Raw genomic sequence first — 17,448 nt, 5'->3', positions numbered from 1 at the left:
AGATGTCACCTAGCGATTCGTCATCTTTGACGCGCAGTAACGGTACGCCAGGCAGGCCAAACGCGTACACTACCGCCCTTTCGCCTCCAGCGCTAAATCCTCTGGGGAAGAGGATTGCCCGCGTCGCGGATCGCGCGTGCCACCGGAACCCGTGCGAGCAGCACGAATCCCACGATGAAGAAGACCACCAGGGAGATGATCGCGTCCCGATAACTTCCGGTCAGCTGGTACGTCACCCCGAACAGAAGTGGGCCCAGCCAGCTCATGCCCCGATCGCTCATCTCGTACGCCGAGAAGTACTCGGCTTCCTTGCCGGGCGGCACCAGATGCGAGAACAGGGACCGGGACAGCGCCTGGCTGCCGCCCAGGACGAGGCCGATCCCGGCGGCCAGCACGAAGAACCAGACGGGCGCGCCGGCGGGCAGGAAGTACCCGGCGGCCAGCGTCACCGTCCACGCCACCAGCGAGCCGAGAATCGTCCGCTTGGCCCCGTAGGCCCGGGCGAGTCGCCCCATCCCGAGCGCGCCCGCCACCGCCAGCACCTGGACCATCAGCACGGCCGTGATGAGCGTCGACTGGCTCAGGCCCAGCTCCTCGGAGCCGTACACGGACGCCTGGGAGATCACCGTCTGGATGCCGTCGTTGTAGATCAGGTAGGCGAACAGGAAGGACAGGGTGAGCGGTTTGCCGCGCATGTCCCGGACCGTCGCCGCCAGCTGCCGCCAGCCCTGCGCCGTGGGCGCCTCGGACGTCGTACGGCCGCGGTCGCGCAGCCGTTTCAGCGGTACGAGGGTGAAGGCGCCCCACCAGATGCCGGCCGAGGCGAGACAGATGCGGACGGCCATCGACTCGGACAGGCCGAAGGAGTCGTGGGCGGTGAACAGGATCAGGTTCGCGACCAGGACCAGGGAGCCGGCCGCGTACCCGAAGGCCCAGCCGCGCGAGGAGACCGCGTCGCGTTCCTCGGGCGGGGCGATCTGCGGGAGGTAGGAGTTGTACAGGACCATCGAGACGGCCACCGAGGAATTGGCGACGATCAGCAGGAAGCCGCCCAGGAGATAGCGGTCGCCGTCCAGGAAGAACAGGCCCGTGGTCGCGGTCGCGCCCACATACGCGGCGAGCGCCAGGAGGGGCTTCTTGCGGCCCGTGCGGTCGGCCGCCGCGCCCGCGAGGGGCATGACGAGGATCGACACGATCACGGACGCGGAGACGGTGTAGGCGAAGAACGAGCCCGCCCGGACCGGTATCCCCAGGGGATGCACGAACCCGTCCGGGTCGGCCGCCGACTTGGCGACCGAGGTCAGATAGGGGCCCAGGAACACGGTGAGCACGCTCGTCGAGTAGACGGAGCAGGCCCAGTCGTAGAAGTACCAGCCGCGCTGTTCGCGCCGCCGTTCGGCTGCCTCGTCGGCCTCCGGTGACCGCAGGGTGTCGGTACCCACCCGTGCCCTCGCTTCCCCGTGCACGCGTCGGTCCCGGGGCTCAGGCCCAGACGCCCCGCTCCACCATGACCTCGCGCAGTGTGTCGATGTGATCGGTCATGATGCCATCGACTCCCAGGTCAAGGAGCCGGTGCATGCGATCGGCCTCGTTGATGGTCCACACGTGGACCTGTACTCCACGCGCGTGGGCGGCGTTCACGAAGCGCCGGTCAACGACGGGGACGCCCGACTGCTCCTCGGGCACCTGTGCGGCCACAGCCGAACGGCGTACCGGGAGGGGCGCGCCCCAGGAGCGCAGCCTCAGGTTCAGCACCCCGCGCGTGCCGAACGACGTGGCCAGGCGCGGGCCGGCCAGGTGCTGGGCTCGGACCACACGCTTCTCGGAGAAGGAGCCGACGCAGACGCGGTTCCAGGAGTCGGTGCGTTCGAGCAGATCCAGGAGGGGGTGCAGCGCCGGCTCCGCCTTGATGTCGACGTTCCAGCGCACCTCGGGGAAGGTCTCCAGCAGCTCCTCGAAGAGGGGCACCGGTTCCCTGCCCGCCACGCGCGCCTGGCTCACGTCCGACCAGAACAGGTCCGCGATCCGGCCCGCGCCGTCCGTCACCCGGTCCAGGGTCTCGTCGTGGAAGGCGACGAGCTTCCCGTCCGCCGTGGCGTGCACGTCGGTCTCGATGTACCGGTAGCCCAGCTCCACCGCGCGCCGGAACTGGAACAGCGTGTTCTCCAGGCCGTCCGCGGCGCCGCCCCGGTGGGCGAAGGGGATGGGGCCGGGATGGTCGAGGTACGGATGACGTATGAGCGTGGTCACCCGGGCAGTATCGCCCGTTCCGGTGACCCGGTGGCTACGACCGTGCTGCCGACGGATGCCGAGGGGGCGGCGAAGACGCGAAGGAAGAACTGGGCGAGCGGGCCGATCGCCAGGGCGTAGAGCAGCGTGCCGATGCCCACCGTGCCGCCCAGCGCGAAGCCGGTGGCCACGACGGCGACCTCGATGCCCGTGCGGATCAGCCGGATGGAGCGGCCGGTGAGCCTGTGCAGCCCGGTCATCAGCCCGTCGCGCGGGCCAGGTCCGAAGCTCGCGGAGATGTAGAGCCCGGTGGCGACCCCGTTGAGCAGGACGCCGGCCAGCAGCAGCGGAATCCGTACGGCCAGGCCGTGCGCGTCCGGGACCAGTGCGAGGGTGCCGTCCATGGCCAGTCCGACCACGAACACGTTGGAGACGGTGCCGAGGCCCGGACGCTGGCGCAGCGGGATCCACAGGAGCAGCACCGCAGCGCCCACGATGATCGAGACCACGCCGATCGTCAGGCCGGTGAGTTCGGCGAGGCCCTGGTGCAGCACGTTCCAGGGCTCCAGGCCCAGCCCGGAGACCACGAGGAGCGCCGAGCTGGCGCCGTAGAGCGCAAGTCCGACGTAGAGCTGGACCAACCGTCGGCCGAGACGGTGCCGCGTGGACAAGAGGTGCCCCCTGGTGGTGGTAGTGGCCTGACGCATGACACTCTGTGGCTTGAGAACAGACGTCATCCATGGCCAATTCCGGGAAGGTGGACTGGTTTCCATGGCGCAGTGGACCTCGGCGATGGGCGCCGCGCAGCTGGCCCGGCTGCTCAACTCCCAGCAGGACCGCCCGGCCGGGCCCGGCACCCGCCGCCCGCCCGCCTACCGGGCCCTCGCGGACGGCATCCGCCTGCTCGTGCTGGAGGGGCGCGTCCCGGTGGCCGCGCGCCTGCCCGCCGAGCGGGAGCTGGCGCTCGCGCTGTCCGTCAGCCGCACCACGGTCGCCGCCGCCTACGAGGCGTTGCGCGCCGAAGGGTTCCTGGAGTCGCGGCGCGGGGCCGGCAGCTGGACCGCCGTACCGGCCGGAAACCCGCTCCCCGCGCGCGGGTTGGAGCCGTTGCCCCCGGAGGCCCTCGGTTCGGTGATCGACCTGGGCTGCGCCTCGCTGCCCGCGCCCGAGCCGTGGCTCACCCGGGCCGTGCAGGGCGCCCTGGAGGAGCTGCCGCCGTACGCCCACACGCACGGCGACTACCCGGCCGGACTGCCCGCGCTGCGCGCGATGATCGCCGAGCGGTACACGCTGCGCGGGATCCCGACCATGCCCGAGCAGATCATGGTCACCACGGGTGCGATGGGCGCCATCGACGCCATCTGCCATCTCTTCGCCGGGCGCGGTGAGCGGGTCGCCGTCGAGTCGCCCTCCTACGCCAACATCCTCCAGCTGATGCGGGAGGCCGGTGCCCGGCTGGTGCCGGTGGCGATGGCCGAGGGGCTGACCGGCTGGGACCTGGACCGGTGGCGGCAGGTGCTGCGGGACGCGGCGCCCCGGCTCGCGTACGTCGTCGCCGACTTCCACAATCCGACCGGCGCCCTCGCCGACGACGACCAGCGGCGGCAGCTCGTGGACGCGGCCCGCTCGGCCGGCACCGTGCTCGTCGCCGACGAGACGATGACCGAACTGTGGCTGGACGACGTCGAGATGCCGCGGCCCGTCTGCGGGTTCGACCCGGCCGGTTCGACCGTCATCACCGTCGGCTCCGCCAGCAAGGCCTTCTGGGCCGGCATGCGTATCGGCTGGGTGCGCGCGGCTCCGGATGTCATTCGCAGCCTGGTCGCCGCCCGCGCCTACGCCGACCTCGGCACTCCGGTGCTGGAACAGCTAGCCGTCAACTGGCTGTTCAGCACGGGCGGTTGGGAGCAGGCCGTCGACATCAGGCGTGCCCAGGCCCGGGAGAACCGGGACGCGCTGGTCGCGGCGGTACGGCGGGAGCTGCCCGGCTGGGAGTTCGAGGTGCCCAGGGGCGGGCTCACGCTCTGGGTGCGCACGGGTGGGCTGTCGGGTTCCCGGCTCGCCGAGATGGGGGAGCGCGTGGGGCTACGGGTGCCGTCCGGGCCGCGCTTCGGCGTCGACGGGGCCTTCGAGGGGTATGTGCGGCTGCCGTTCACCGTGGGCGGGGCCGTGGCCGAGGAGGCGGCGGCCCGACTGGCGGCGGCGGCCCGACTGGTGGAGAACGGGGCTGCCGGGGGTGCGGGCGAGTCGCCGCGGACGTTCGTGGCGTAGCCGGCGAGGGGTGTACCCGGGTTCGGTGCGGGTGGGCGCCCCCGCTCGGTGAGCTGCGGTTCGGCCTTCGTGTTCTGTCCGGGGCCGGTGCGGGCGGACGACTCCCGGCCGCCCGCACCGAACCCGGCTCCTACGAAGACTCCGCCGCCGCGGCCTCCACCACCGCTTCCGTCGCCACCGTCTCCGCCGCGTCCGCCGGTGTCGTACGCGGCGGGAGCAGGGCCAGCACCGCCTGACGGTCCGCGTCGCTCGTCGCGTCGTCGTACGGGTCCGGGGTCGCCGGGACCTGGAGGCGGTGCACCGGGCCGCTGCCGAGGCGGGCGTAGCCGCGGCCGGGCGGCACCTGGGCGATCGGCGTGGTGTGCGGGGAAGCGCCGAGGACCGCCTCCAACTGGGCGGCGGTGGCGGGGCCGAGGACGACACGCGCGCGCGTGTGCTGTCGTACGGCGTCGCTCAGGGTGTCCGCGCAGTCGAACTGGTCGGCCACCACCACCGTCACATGGGCCGCGCGGCCGTGCCGCAGGGGTACCTGGAGCAGGGACTGCGGGTCCTGGCGGCCGTCGGCCGCGGCCAGGTGGGCGAAGGCGCTCGGGCGGTCCAGGATGATCCACAGGGGGCGCCTGGTGTCGTCCGGCGCCGGATGGCCCGACTGGCGGGCGTGGTTGGCCGCGATCAGTCGGCGTTCCGTCTCCTGGGAGGCCCACTCCAGACTGGCCAGGGTGCCGGTCAGCCCGCACTCTACGGCGAGGACGCCGTCCCGGCCGGAGAGGCAGGCGTACTCGCCGGTGCCGCCGCCCTCCACGATCAGGACGTCGCCGTACTGGAGTGCCTGGAGGGCGATGGAGCGCAGCAGGGTGGAGGTGCCGCTGCCGGGCTGGCCCATGACCAGCAGGTTCGGCTCGGTGGAGCGGATGCCGGTGCGCCAGACGACGGGCGGGACGTCACGCTGTTCCGTGCCGTGGGTCAGGGGGAGCGTGCGGTGGACATGGGTCGGGTCGGTGAAGCCGAGGACGGTCTCGCCGGGCGCGGTCACGAAGCGCTGGGCGGAGATGTCGGTGGGGAGCGGGGCGAGGACGCCGATGGTGAGCTGGTTGCCCTCCTCGTCCCACTCGAACCGGTACTCCCGGCCGCGGCCGGACTTCGCGGTGAGCAGCTGCTCGATCCGCGCGCGGGAGTCGGCCTCGCCGTCGGTGAAGTAGGCCGGGTAGCGGACGACCAGGTGGGTGATGCGGCCGGTGCCGTCGAACTCGTAGGCGGGGAAGGCCTTCTCCCAGTCTCCGCCGTGGGCGAACAGGGGGGAGGGGTCCTCGGCGGCCGAGAAGTAGGGCACCAGCGCCTCGTAGAGGGACTGCAGGCGCTGGGTCTGGGACTCGTCGGGCCCTTCGGGCGCCGGCGGGGTGCGGTCGCGGCCGTGCCACGCTGCCGCCGCCATCAGGACGATGACGGCGAGCAGCGGGCCGTACGGCACCAGTGCCACCACCAGGACCACCGAGGCCACCAGGAACAGCAGTGGCCCGCGCTTGTCCTTGGGGGTGTCGGCCCATCTGCGCCGCCCGGCGGATGCCAGCCGGCGCAGACCGCGAGTGATCGTGATCAGCGGATGGAGGACGTCGGTGGCGCTGTCGGCCGCCGTCCGGGCCAGCTCCCGGCTCCGGGCGATCTGTGCGCTGCCGTTGCTCAGGATGCGGGGGAGGGGGCGCCGGGCCACTGCTGTCTCCTGGTGGTGCGTACGGGTGGTTGCGTCAGAACTTGATGCCGCCGAGGAGGCTCGCCAGGCTCTCCCCACCGGCCTTGATGCTCGGCGCGATGGCCGTGCTGGCCATGTAGAAGCCGAAGAGCGCGGCCACAATGGCGTGCGAGGCCTTGAGTCCGTCCTTCTTGAAGAAGAGGAAGACGATGATGCCGAGAAGGACGACGCCTGACATGGACAGGATCATTTGAGCTCTCCTGGTTCGTGGGGACAGTCACCATGAGTTCTTCCAGGATCACAGGATGTATCCATACGATAAAAGGTGCAAGTGGGTGAATTTCGGCGGATTTCCCTCTGATGGCGGAGCGCATTCGGGCCGTCTGAGCAGGGCTTTCACCCATGTCGGGCCCTGTGGTGATCTTTGCCTCGGAGGGCGCCGGTCATGTGTCGACGGAGCCAGTACGCTGGCGATTCACCCGTACTAGTGAGAGGCGGTCAGGCCGATGAGTGAAGCCCCCGACCCCGAGGTCGTGGAGCTCGCGACCAAGATCTTCGATCTGGCCCGCCAGGGCGGGACCGAGGCGCTGGTGGCGTATGTGGACGCGGGCGTTCCGGCCAACCTCACCAATGACCGCGGTGACTCCCTGGTGATGCTCGCCGCGTACCACGGGCACGCCGACGCCGTACGGGCCCTGCTGGCGCGCGGAGCCGAGGCCGACCGGATCAACGACCGGGGGCAGACCCCGCTCGCCGGAGCCGTCTTCAAGGGCGAGCAAGAGGTGATCGAAGTCCTGCTGGAGGCCGGTGCCGATCCGGCCGCGGGCACGCCGTCGGCGCTCGACACGGCCCGGATGTTCGGCAAGGCCGAGTTGCTGGAGCTGTTCGGCGCGCACTGAAGTGTGGTCCGTCACCGACTGGGACGGGCCGTGTGACCAGGTACGACAAGGAAAACGGGGGAAAACGGGGGAAGGCAGCACGGGGCCGCCCGAAATTTCGGTCGCGGCAGCGAGAACTGCCGGGTCATCATGACGTCGTGATTCACGGACGCGATGGCCGGGCAGGTGTTGCCGCACCGCGCGGACCGTGAGGGTCCGCTTGGGCCACCGACGAGAGGCAGAGGAAAATGGTCTACAGCAAGCAGGAAACGGCGGGCGCCCCGACGTGTTGTCACGCGGCCAGGTAGTGCACGTCCCCCGGTTGCGTCGACGCTTGATGTGAGGCTGTTTCCCATGTTCGATCCGGTCATAGCGCCCAGCGGTACGCTGCTCGGCCTGCTTCAGCGGGGCCGCGGCGACGGCACACTGCACGCGCTCACCGCACCCCGTGCCGAGGCACTGGCTGCGCTGAACCACTGTGTGCTGCGCGACCCCCGCCACGACTGGCAGGTGGAGAACCGCTCCCTGTACTACGCCCGTCTGTACCTCGATCTGAACGGCGACCTGGACGCCGTCGAGGCCCACCTCTTCGACACCGAGGACGTCCTCGACACCGAGGAGTCCCGCACGGGCCTCGCTCTCGCCGTCCTCGGGCACCTCGCCTCCTACGGCAGGCGGGACGCGCTCGCGCTGCTGCGCCGGTACGCGGCCTCCGGGACCAACTGGGCCTGGGCGCTCGACGAACTCGCCCTCAGGGACGACGACGCGGGCCTGCGCGCCCTCGCCGCCCCCGTGCTGGCGCGTTTCCCGGCCGATCCCGAGGGCGAGGCCGAACTGGCCGCCGCCGTGCGCGACGCCTTCGAACCCCGGCCCTGGCGGCTGTGGGCCGAGGACTCACGCGGATCGATCGCCACGCGCGTGCGTGCCGCCCAGGAAGCCGGCTGCTTCGACCGCTGGCAACGGCAGATGCGACCAACCGGGCCCCGTCCGGGGTGGAGCGTGCAAGCGGTGTTCGAATGGGCCCAACAGGGCGTCGAACGCGGTGCCGCGCTGCACGTCCCCGCCGCCCGCTGCCTCAGCGCGGTGGCAGGCCCCGAGAACCGGCCCGAGATCGTCGAGGCGGCCAAGGACGGCAGCGAGGGAGCCCGCTGCACCGCCCTGCGGTATCTCGCCGACAGCAACGATTCCGAAGCCCTCCAGCTGATCGAACGAGCGGTCGCCACCGGCTCCGCGCCCGTGGTCGAGGCCGCCGTAGACGCCTTCGAACGGATGCGCTCCGTCGCCGCCGTGGACCGGGCCCGCGGCTGGGCCCGACGGCCCGACCCCCTCGGCGCCGCCGCCGGCCGGATGCTCGCCTGCCGGGGCGGAGCCCAGGACAGCGACCTCGTCCTCGGCGCCCTCAGGGAGGCCGTCATGGGCGAAGGACCCGACGCCCCCACCCTGTGGACCCTCGTCGACGGTGCCGGACGCCTCGGCATCGCCTGTGCCGCTCCCGTCCTGCGCCATGTGTACCGGGAGACCGCCTCGTCCCATCTGCGCACCCGGGCCGCCCGGGCCCTGGCCGCCACCGACCCCTCCTTCCCCACCGGCTTCGCCGTCGAGTGCCTCTGGGACTGCGAGGAGACCACCCGCGAGATCGCCGCCCGGCACGCCGAGACCGGCGACGCCCGGGTCGTGGAACAGCTCCGCAGGCTCGCCGCCGACCCGGCCGAGGAAGCGGAGGTCCAGACAGCCGTACGGAGCCGGATCGGGCCCGACGCCCCCGCAGTGTGAACACGGGATGACCCGCGGGTCAGACGGGCATGGACGCCGTCTGACCTGCTCGGGTGTGCAGCGCAACGCTCATGGGACGTTCACCGTTCGCACAGATCCACGTTGACGCGGGCACGTCCAGCACGGCGACAACACGGGTATGCGTGTCGTCATCGTGACCGAATCCTTTCCCCCCGATGTGAACGGCGTGGCCCACTGCGCGCTCCAGACCGCCCGGCACCTCGTGGATCGCGGTCATCATCCGCTCGTCGTCGCGCCGGCCACCGCGGCCGGTTCCGGGCCCGACGCCCAGTCGCCGTGCCCCGTCATCCGCATCCCCTCCCTACCGCTCCCGGGCTACCCCCAGGTCCGCGTCGCCCTCCCCAGCCGACGCGTCGCCGCGGCCATCACCGAACACCGGGCCGACATCGTGCACCTGGCCAGCCCCTTCATCCTCGGCGTCCGCGGCATGGCCGCCGCGGCCCGGCTCGGCATTCCCGCCGTGGCCGTCTACCAGACCGACCTGGCCGGATACGCCCGTACGTACGTCGGTGCGGGCGAGGCCACCGCCTGGCGCCGCATCCGCTCCGTCCACGCCGCCGCCGACCGCACCCTCGCGCCCTCCAGCGCGGCCCTCGGCGACCTGGAGGCACACGGCGTTCCCCGGGTCAGGCTCTGGCCGCGCGGGGTCGACACCGAGCGCTTCCGCCCCGAGTACCGGGACGAGGCGCTGCGGCGCGAACTCGCCCCGAACGGCGAACTGATCGTCGGCTACGTCGGCCGGCTCGCCCCCGAGAAGCAGATCGAACTCCTCGCCGGAGTCTGCGGCATCAAGGGCGTGCGGGTCGTGATCGTCGGTGACGGCCCCAGCCAGCCGCACCTCACCGAGGCGCTGCCGGGCGCGGTCTTCCTCGGACGCCGTACGGGCGACGAGCTCGCCCGTATCTTCGCCTCGTTGGACATATTCGTGCACACCGGACCTTTTGAGACCTTCTGTCAGACCGTCCAGGAAGCCATGGCCAGCGGCGTTCCCGTCGTCGCGCCTGCCGCGGGCGGCCCCCTCGACCTGGTCGCCCACGGGCGCACCGGGTTCCTCTTCCCGCCGCGTGACGAGAACGCCGTGACGGACGCCGTACGGACCCTGGCCGCCAATCCCGCGCTGCGGGCCGAGTACGGCACCGCCGCGCGGGCCATGGTCGAGGGCCGCACCTGGGCGGCCGTCGGCGACCAGTTGATCGCGCACTACGGCGACGTCCTCGCCGCGCGCAAGGTGGTGGTGGCGGCGTGAACACCGCTGCGCTGCGGATCGTGCGGCTCGCCAACTTCGTGGCCCCCGCCTCCGGGGGCCTGCGCACCGCCCTGCGCGAGCTGGGCAAGGGCTTCAAGGAGGCCGGGCACGACCCGGTCCTCATCGTGCCCGGCGAGCGCCACACCGACCGCGAGACCGAGCAGGGCCGGATCATCACCCTGCCCGGTCCGCTGCTGCCCGGAACCGGCGGCTACCGTGTCCTCGCCGACAAGCGGCGCGTGGCCAACCTCCTGGAACAACTCGCCCCCGACCGCCTTGAGGTCTCCGACCGTACGACCCTGCGCTGGACCGGCAAGTGGGCCAGGCGGGCCCGGATCCCCGCCGTGATGGTGTCCCACGAGACCGCCGACGGCGTCCTGCGCACCTGGGGCCTGTCGGAGAACCTGTCCCGGCGCACCGCCGACGCCCTCAACGTCCGTACGGCGCACACCTACGCGCGCGTGGTGTGCACCACCGAGTTCGCCGAGCGGGAGTTCGTCCGCATCGGCGCCCGCAACGTCGTGCGGGCTCCGCTGGGCGTCGACCTGGTGGGGCGCAGTCCGGCCCTGCGGGACCCGGTGGCGCGTGCGGAGTACGCGCGCGTGGACCAGGTTCTGCTGGTGACCTGTACCAGGCTCTCCGTGGAGAAGCGGCCCGGCACCGCGCTCGACGCCTTGGAGGCGCTGGTACGGCGCGGGCGGCGGGCGGTCCTCGTGGTCGCCGGGGACGGACCGCTGCGGGCCAGGCTCGAACAGCGGGCGCGGGAGCGCGGGCTGCCGGTCACCTTCCTCGGGCACGTCTCCGACCGGCGGCTGCTCGGCGCGCTGCAGGCCTCCGCCGACGTGTGCCTGGCACCCGGGCCCGCCGAGACCTTCGGGCTCGCCGCCCTGGAGGCGATGGCCTGCGGCACACCCGTGGTGGCCAGCGCCTCGTCCGCGCTCCCCGAGGTCATCGGCTCCGCCGGGGCCACGGCCGCGGACAACGGGCGGGCCTTCGCGGACGCCGTGGACATGCTGCTGGAGCGCTCCGAGCCGGAGCGGCGGGAGATCGCACGCGCGCGTGCGGAGTGCTTCGGGTGGGACACGGCGGTCGACGCGTTCCTCACCGCGCACGACGCGGATGTCCCGGTACGGCGGTTCGTGCCCGGAGGCGTGGCATGAGAACGGTCCGTTTCGTCGCCCTCGGTGACTCGCTCACCGAGGGCGTGGGCGATCCCGTCGGCGAGGCATGGCGCGGCTGGGCCGCGCTGCTCGCCGACGGGCTGGCCGGGCAGCCCGAAGACACCGTGGAGTTCACGAATCTCGCGGTCAGCGGGGCACAGTCACGGGACGTGCTGGAGCGGCAGACCCCGGCCGGGCTCGCCCTGAACCCGGACGTCGTGTCCGTCGTCATAGGCGTCAACGACACCCTGCGCTGCACCTTCGACATCCAGGCCCTGGCCGCCCGGCTCGACAAGGTCTACGCGGCCTTCACGGCACAGGGCGCGGTCCTGTTGACGGCCTGTCTGCCCGACCCGGGCGCGATGCTCGGCCTCCCGGGGGCACTGGCCCGCCCGCTCGCCAGGCGGCAGCGAGCGGTGAACACAGTGGTGCACGCGCTTTCCGAGCGTTACGGCGCCGTGCATCTGCATGCCGCGGAGGGCGAGTGGATCATGGACCGGGCGATCTGGAGCGCGGACCGACTGCACCCCGGAGAGCGCGGCCACCGCCAACTGGCCCTGCGTTTCCACGCGTTGCTCGCCGAGGAGGGTGTGGCCACGGGGGTCGCGCCGTCGCCCGAGCCCGAGTTTCCGGCGCCCACCAAGTCGGCCAGCCTGTGGTGGCTGGCGACCGCGGGTACCGGGTGGGTGGCCCGTCGCTGCACCGACCTGCTGCCGCAGCTCCTCGGGCTGGCCGCCGACGAGATGCGCCACCGCGCGCGGGGCACCAGCGCACGGCTCGACCTGAGCGCGTCCCACGCGGTGTCGGCGGCCCTGGCAGCCCTCTCGGTGGGGGAGAAGCAGCCGGACACCGCATAGGGCGTGCACGGGCCCTCAGCGGCGCCGTACGGCCACGAAGCGGACCGGGGTTCCGGGCACCGCCTGCGCGGCGGCCGGGAGGTCTGCCCGGCGGACGACCGCGATCACCGGGTAGCCGCCGGTGGTCGGATGGTCGGCGAGGAAGACCACGGGACGGCCGTCCGGGGGGACCTGGACAGCGCCCAGGACCATGCCCTCGCTGGGGAGTTCACCGGTCAGGGTCCGCTCTAGGGCGGGGCCCTCGGTGCGCAGCCCGATGCGGTTGCTCGCCGACGACACCTGGTAGACGCGTGCCGTGAACGCCCGCAAGGCTTCCGGGGTGAACCAGTCGGCGCGGGGTCCGAGCGTCACCCGGAGGACGAGTTCGACCGGGGGGCGCGGTTGCGGGGCGACGTCCACGCGCGCGTGGAGGTGCGTCGGGGACCCCAGCGGCAGTATGGCGCCGTTCGTGAGCGGCGCCGGACCGAGCCCGGACAGCAGGTCCGTGGAGCGGCTGCCGAGCACCGGTTCGACGGCGACGCCGCCGGCGAGGGCGACGTAAGTGCGTACTCCGGAGAAGGCTGTTCCGATGTCCAGAAGCGCCCCGGCGGGCACGTGGACGGGCGCACCCCAGGCGACGGGCCGTCCGTCCACCGCGACCGGGCAGGGCGCGCCGCCGACCGCCACGAGGATCGTTGAACGAGGCCGTACGGCACACCCGTTGAGGGTCGTCTCCAGGACGGCAGCCTCGGGTGGATTGCCGACCAGCCGGTTGACGAGCGCCGCCGCGGGCCCGTCCAGCGCCCCGGAATGCGGTACCCCAAGGTGCGCGTGTCCGGGCCGCCCCAGGTCCTGCACGGTGGTCAGGGCCCCGGCCCGCACGACGACGAGTGCGCGGTCCGTCATAGGTCCGCCACCGGGACGAAGCGCACGCGCGTGCCCGGCGACAGCAGCGCGGCGGGCACGCGCGCGTGGTCCCACAGGACCGCGTCGGTCGTGCCGATCAGCTGCCAGCCGCCGGGCGAGGAACGGGGGTACACGCCGGTGTACGGGCCCGCCAGGCCCACGGCACCCGCGTGGACGGCCGTGCGCGGGGTTGCCCGGCGGGGGACGTCGTAGCGGGCCGGGAGGCCGGTGAGGTACCCGAAGCCGGGGGCGAACCCGCAGAAGGCGACGCGGAACTCGGTGGCCGCGTGGATGCGGGCCACCTCCCGCTCGGGGACGGCCCAGAGGGCGGCGATGTCGGCGAGGTCCGGGCCGTCGTAGCGCACCGGGAGCTCGATCACCTCGCCGGTACGCGGGGGAGCGGGGGACACCTCGGAGGCGATCAGTTCGGATGCCAGACGGGCCGGGTCGTCGAGGCCGTCGAGGAGGATCGTGCGGGCGGCGGGGACGATCTCGCGGACGGTGAGCAGGCCCTCCGCGCGGCGGCGCATCAGCTCCGCGTGGACGGCCTGGGCCTCCTCCCCGGAGGCGACCTCGACGAGCAGTGCGCTGTCTCCGACGGGCATCGCCTTCATACGAAGGACTCCACCCGGACACCCGACTCCAGGAGCCGCTCGCGGACCCTGCGGGCCAGTTCGACCGCTCCGGGCGTGTCCCCGTGCAGGCATAGGGAGCGGGCCCGTACCTCGATGCGCACCCCGGAGAGCGCGTCGACCGCCCCGAAGCGGGCCAGGCTCAGCGAGCGCTCCACGACGGCCTCGGGGTCGCTGACCACCGCGCCGTCCAGGTCGCGCGGCACGAGCCTGCCCTCGTCGGTGTAGGCGCGGTCCGCGAACGCCTCCGTGACGGCCGGCAGCCCGGCCTTGGCGGCCAGTTCGAGCACGACCGAGCCAGGCAGGCCGAGCACCGGCAGCGATGCGTCGGCCATGAGTACGCCCTCGATCACCGCGGCGGCCTGCTCCGGGTCGTGCACGACCCGGTTGTAGAGCGCGCCGTGCGGCTTGACGTACGACACGCACGTGCCCGCCGCGCGGGCGAACACTTCAAGGGCACCGATCTGGTAAGCCACTTCGGCGGCCAGCTCGGCGGCAGGCACGTCCATGGCGCGCCGCCCGAACCCCGCCAGGTCCCGGTAGGACACCTGCGCGCCGACCCGCACCCCGCGCTCGGCCGCCAGCTCGCACACCCGCTGCATGGTGACCGCGTCCCCGGCGTGGAAACCGCAGGCCACGTTGGCGCTGGTGACGACGGACAACAGCTGTTCGTCGTGGGTGAGGTGCCAGCGGCCGAAGCCCTCCCCGAGGTCGGCGTTCAGATCGATCATCATCTCTCCTGGTCAGGCGACGCGGTACTGCTCGTCGCGGGCGTCGGTGACGAACATCTGGCCCGGCGCGTGCGTGATGGCGAATGGCGGCCGGGACGCCATCACCACGGCCTGCGGGGTCACTCCGCAGGCCCAGAACACCGGGATGTCGTCCGGCGCGGCGTCCACCGGATCACCGAAGTCCGGGCGGCCGAGGTCCTCGATGCCGAGCCCTGAGGGATCGCCGCAGTGTACGGGGCTGCCGTGCACCGCCGGGAGCAGCGCGGTCTCCCGGATCGCCGTCGCCAGATGCTCCGGGGGCACCGGGCGCATCGACACGACCATCGGGCCGTGCAGCCGCCCCGCCGGGCGGCACGGGCGACTCGTCACGTACATCGGGACGTTGCGCCCCTGCTCGATGTGCCGGATCGGGACGCCCGCCTCGCTCAGCGACCACTCGAAGGTGAAGCTGCAGCCGATCAGGAACGACACCAGGTCCTCGCGCCAGTACGCCCGCACGTCCGTCGGCTCGTCCGTCAACTCGCCGTCCCGCCACACCCGGTAGCGCGGCAGATCGGTGCGCAGGTCCGCGCCGTCGGCCAGAACGGTCTCCCAGGAGCCGGCGTCCGTGACGTCGAGCACCGGGCAGGGCTTCGGGTTGCGCTGGCAGAACAGCAGCATGTCGTACGCCCAGTCGGCGGGCACCGAGATCAGGTTGACCTGGGTGTGGCCCGCCGCGACCCCGGCCGTCGGACCCGTCAGCCCGGCCCGGAAGCGGGCCCGCGCGGTATGCGGGCTCCACGCGTGCGCGTGCTCGTCGACGAGGGTCAGGGGACGGTCCTCCGTACGGTTCACGCCAGTTCCTTTCCGCGGGTCTCCGGCAGTCCCAGGAGCGCCAGCGCCGCGATGCCGTAACCGATGGCCCCGAAGACGAGCGCTCCGCCCACACCCCAACTGTCGGCCAGGAAGCCCACCAGCGTCGGGAAGACGGCGCCGACAGCTCGGCCCGTGTTGTACGTGAAGCCCTGTCCCGTGCCGCGCAGCGCGGTCGGGTACAGCTCGCTCAGGTACGAGCCGAAGCCGCTGAAGATCGCCGACATGCAGAACCCGAGCGGGAAACCGAGCACCAGAAGAAGGGTGTTGGCGCCATTGGGGATGTGTGTGTACACCAGGATGCAGATCGCCGAGAGCAGGGCGAAGAGCCAGATGTTGCGCCTGCGGCCCAGCACGTCGGTGAGGTAGCCGCCGGTGAGGTACCCCAGGAAGGCGCCGGAGATCAGGAAGGTCAGATAGCCGCCGGTGCCGACGACCGACAGGCCGCGTTCCGTCTTGAGGTACGTGGGCACCCAGGTGGCGAGGGTGTAGTAGCCGCCCTGGACACCCGTGGAGAGCAGGCCCGCGAAGACCGTCGTGCGCAGCAGACCCGGCGTCCCGGCCGAGCCCGGCTTGAAGATCGCCGCGAACGAGCCCTTCTGGGCGTTCTGCTCGCGCACGGCCGTCGCCTCGGGGGCGTCGTGCACCCGGCGCCGCATCCAGAGCACCAGCAGCGCGGGCAGCGCGCCGGTCCAGAACATCACCCGCCAGGCCAGGTCGTCGCCGAGGAACGAGAAGACCAGCGTGTAGACGACCGCGGCCAGCGCCCAGCCGACCGCCCAGGAACTCTGGACCGCGCCGAGGGTACGGCCGCGGTGCTTGGCGCTCGCGTACTCGGCGACCAGGATCGCGCCGACCGCCCACTCGCCGCCGAAACCGAGGCCCTGGAGGGCGCGGAACACCAGCAGGGTCTCGTAGTTGGGCGCGAAGCCGCAGGCCACCGTGAAGACGGCGTAGGTGATCACCGTGATCATCAGGGCCTTGACGCGGCCCACTCGGTCGGCGAAGACGCCCGCCAAGGCGCCCCCGACCGCGGAGACGACCAGCGTGACCGTGGTGAACAGGCCGGTCTGGCCGCTGTCCAGGCCGAAGTACGCGGCCAGCGCGACCATGCTCAGCGGCAGCGTGAAGTAGTCGTAGGAGTCCAGCGCGTAGCCGCCGAACGCCCCGGCGAAGGCACGGCGGCCGTTCGGGCCGAGTGCGCGGAGCCAGGCCAACGCGCCGTCGTCGGCGGTCAGTTCGTCCGTGTCGGGCTGCGTTCCGGTGTTCAGGGCCTGGGGTGGAGGGGTCGTGCTCATGTGCACCTCGCAGAGGGAGGACGGAGGGTGCTGGGACTGAGCCGTGCCGTGCGGGAGCCGTGGGCGCCGGGGTGAGCGGGTGGCGCCGTGGAAAGTAAAGTAGAGGATCGTTGAACGATCCTTCAAGAGGCATGTTGTTTCGTTCTTATATCTGCGGTTGAATTCCGGGCATGGCAGATCAGCTGGCGGGCCTCGCCGACGACCGAGCCCTCCTGGGCCGCACGAGCACCGCCGAACGCGTCTCGGACATCCTCAGAAGCCGTATCGCCGAGGGCTATTTCCCGCCGGGGACCCGACTCTCGGAGGACAGCATCGGCGGGGCACTCGGTGTGTCGCGCAACACACTCCGCGAGGCGTTCCGACTGCTCACCCATGAGCGTCTGCTCGTCCACGAGTTGAACCGGGGCGTCTTCGTCCGGGTCCTGAGCGTCGAGGACGTCGAGGACATCTACCGCACCCGCCGCCTCGTCGAGTGCGCCGTCGTCCGCGGGCTCGGCGAGCCGCCGTACGCCGTCGAACAGCTCGCCGCGGCCGTGACCGAGGGGCAGTTGGCGTCCGTCGAGGATGACTGGAAAGGAGTGGGTACGGCCAATATCCACTTCCACCGGGAACTCGTCGCCCTCGCCGGCAGCGCCCGCACCGACGAGCTGATGCGCAGCGTCTTCGCCGAACTCCGGCTCGCCTTCCACCTCGTGGACGACCCCAGGGCGCTCCACGAGCCGTACCTCCAGCGCAACCGCCTGATCCTCCAGGCGCTCCAGGCGGGCGACGCCACCGAGGCCGAGAGACTGCTCGCGGTCTACCTCGACGACTCGCTCGAACGGGTCGTCGACGCGTACCGGCAGCGGGTCGGCGAGGACGGCACGGCCCTCGGCTGACGAGGGCACGGCGCCCTGCCCACCCCCGCACGGTGCTGTGGCCGTAGTCG

General features: G+C 72.2%; 17 protein-coding genes. 7 read left to right on the top strand and 10 right to left on the bottom strand.

Features of this window, described 5'->3' with window-relative positions:
- Window positions 1–92: 92 nt before the first annotated feature.
- Genes ACWDEW_RS42675 through yczE form a run of 3 tightly spaced genes read right to left on the bottom strand, consistent with a single transcriptional unit; the run spans window position 93 to window position 2,936 of the window.
- The gene (locus ACWDEW_RS42675) at window positions 93–1,442 is read right to left on the bottom strand and encodes an MFS transporter (RefSeq protein ID WP_450520815.1); all 1,350 of its coding nucleotides are present in this window, start codon (window positions 1,440–1,442) and stop codon (window positions 93–95) included.
- Window positions 1,443–1,482: 40 nt separating this feature from the next.
- The gene (locus ACWDEW_RS42670) at window positions 1,483–2,250 is read right to left on the bottom strand and encodes a glycerophosphodiester phosphodiesterase (protein WP_450520814.1); all 768 of its coding nucleotides are present in this window, start codon (window positions 2,248–2,250) and stop codon (window positions 1,483–1,485) included.
- Window positions 2,247–2,936 carry a membrane protein YczE gene (gene yczE, locus ACWDEW_RS42665; RefSeq protein WP_450520813.1) on the bottom strand — a complete coding sequence of 230 codons (690 nt, stop codon included), beginning with the start codon at window positions 2,934–2,936 and terminating at the stop codon, window positions 2,247–2,249. The genes ACWDEW_RS42670 and yczE overlap by 4 nt, the downstream gene beginning before the upstream one ends.
- 64 nt (window positions 2,937–3,000) lie before the next feature.
- On the opposite strand from yczE, the gene ACWDEW_RS42660 reads away from it, so the two are divergent.
- A complete protein-coding gene (locus ACWDEW_RS42660) occupies window positions 3,001–4,500 on the top strand; it encodes an SCO1417 family MocR-like transcription factor (RefSeq protein WP_450520812.1) in 1,500 nt (499 codons plus the stop codon).
- Window positions 4,501–4,630: 130 nt separating this feature from the next.
- On the opposite strand, the gene ACWDEW_RS42655 is transcribed toward ACWDEW_RS42660, so the two are convergent.
- Both ACWDEW_RS42655 and ACWDEW_RS42650 read right to left on the bottom strand, forming a co-directional pair.
- A complete protein-coding gene (locus tag ACWDEW_RS42655) occupies window positions 4,631–6,208 on the bottom strand; it encodes a hypothetical protein (RefSeq protein ID WP_450520810.1) in 1,578 nt (525 codons plus the stop codon).
- A 34-nt stretch (window positions 6,209–6,242) separates the two neighbouring features.
- Window positions 6,243–6,437, bottom strand: coding sequence for a hypothetical protein (locus ACWDEW_RS42650; RefSeq protein ID WP_019066471.1), 195 nt, complete (start codon window positions 6,435–6,437; stop codon window positions 6,243–6,245).
- Window positions 6,438–6,693: 256 nt separating this feature from the next.
- Between ACWDEW_RS42650 and ACWDEW_RS42645 the strand changes: the two genes are divergently transcribed.
- From ACWDEW_RS42645 to ACWDEW_RS42625, 5 genes are all read left to right on the top strand, one after another.
- Window positions 6,694–7,086, top strand: coding sequence for an ankyrin repeat domain-containing protein (locus ACWDEW_RS42645; RefSeq protein ID WP_019066472.1), 393 nt, complete (start codon window positions 6,694–6,696; stop codon window positions 7,084–7,086).
- 333 nt (window positions 7,087–7,419) lie between these two features.
- Entirely contained in the window at window positions 7,420–8,838 is a 1,419-nt protein-coding gene (locus tag ACWDEW_RS42640; RefSeq protein ID WP_450520807.1) for a HEAT repeat domain-containing protein, read from the top strand.
- 139 nt (window positions 8,839–8,977) lie between these two features.
- The gene (locus ACWDEW_RS42635; protein ID WP_450520805.1) at window positions 8,978–10,105 is read left to right on the top strand and encodes a glycosyltransferase family 4 protein; all 1,128 of its coding nucleotides are present in this window, start codon (window positions 8,978–8,980) and stop codon (window positions 10,103–10,105) included.
- The gene (locus ACWDEW_RS42630) at window positions 10,102–11,265 is read left to right on the top strand and encodes a glycosyltransferase (RefSeq protein ID WP_450520803.1); all 1,164 of its coding nucleotides are present in this window, start codon (window positions 10,102–10,104) and stop codon (window positions 11,263–11,265) included. Before ACWDEW_RS42635 ends, ACWDEW_RS42630 begins: the two co-directional genes overlap by 4 nt.
- Window positions 11,262–12,122 carry an SGNH/GDSL hydrolase family protein gene (locus ACWDEW_RS42625; protein ID WP_450520801.1) on the top strand — a complete coding sequence of 287 codons (861 nt, stop codon included), beginning with the start codon at window positions 11,262–11,264 and terminating at the stop codon, window positions 12,120–12,122. The genes ACWDEW_RS42630 and ACWDEW_RS42625 overlap by 4 nt, the downstream gene beginning before the upstream one ends.
- Before the next feature lie 15 nt (window positions 12,123–12,137).
- Here the strand turns inward: ACWDEW_RS42625 and ACWDEW_RS42620 are convergent, their stop codons facing one another.
- Genes ACWDEW_RS42620 through ACWDEW_RS42600 form a run of 5 tightly spaced genes read right to left on the bottom strand, consistent with a single transcriptional unit; the run spans window position 12,138 to window position 16,520 of the window.
- Entirely contained in the window at window positions 12,138–13,007 is an 870-nt protein-coding gene (locus ACWDEW_RS42620; protein ID WP_450520799.1) for a 5-oxoprolinase subunit C family protein, read from the bottom strand.
- Entirely contained in the window at window positions 13,004–13,621 is a 618-nt protein-coding gene (locus tag ACWDEW_RS42615; RefSeq protein ID WP_450520797.1) for a 5-oxoprolinase subunit B family protein, read from the bottom strand. The genes ACWDEW_RS42620 and ACWDEW_RS42615 overlap by 4 nt, the downstream gene beginning before the upstream one ends.
- Entirely contained in the window at window positions 13,618–14,370 is a 753-nt protein-coding gene (locus tag ACWDEW_RS42610; protein WP_450520860.1) for a LamB/YcsF family protein, read from the bottom strand. The genes ACWDEW_RS42615 and ACWDEW_RS42610 overlap by 4 nt, the downstream gene beginning before the upstream one ends.
- Window positions 14,371–14,382: 12 nt before the next feature.
- The gene (locus ACWDEW_RS42605) at window positions 14,383–15,204 is read right to left on the bottom strand and encodes a putative hydro-lyase (RefSeq protein WP_450520795.1); all 822 of its coding nucleotides are present in this window, start codon (window positions 15,202–15,204) and stop codon (window positions 14,383–14,385) included.
- A complete protein-coding gene (locus ACWDEW_RS42600) occupies window positions 15,201–16,520 on the bottom strand; it encodes an MFS transporter (protein ID WP_450520793.1) in 1,320 nt (439 codons plus the stop codon). Before ACWDEW_RS42600 ends, ACWDEW_RS42605 begins: the two co-directional genes overlap by 4 nt.
- A gap of 170 nt (window positions 16,521–16,690) precedes the next feature.
- Here ACWDEW_RS42600 and ACWDEW_RS42595 point away from each other — a divergent pair, with 170 nt between their 5' ends.
- The gene (locus ACWDEW_RS42595) at window positions 16,691–17,398 is read left to right on the top strand and encodes a GntR family transcriptional regulator (protein WP_450520791.1); all 708 of its coding nucleotides are present in this window, start codon (window positions 16,691–16,693) and stop codon (window positions 17,396–17,398) included.
- Window positions 17,399–17,448 lie beyond the last annotated feature (50 nt).

The organism is Streptomyces sp. NPDC001100, assembly GCF_053598575.1.
The sequence above is the reverse complement of the archived record's forward strand: the minus strand, read 5'-3'. Positions and strand labels throughout refer to the sequence as shown.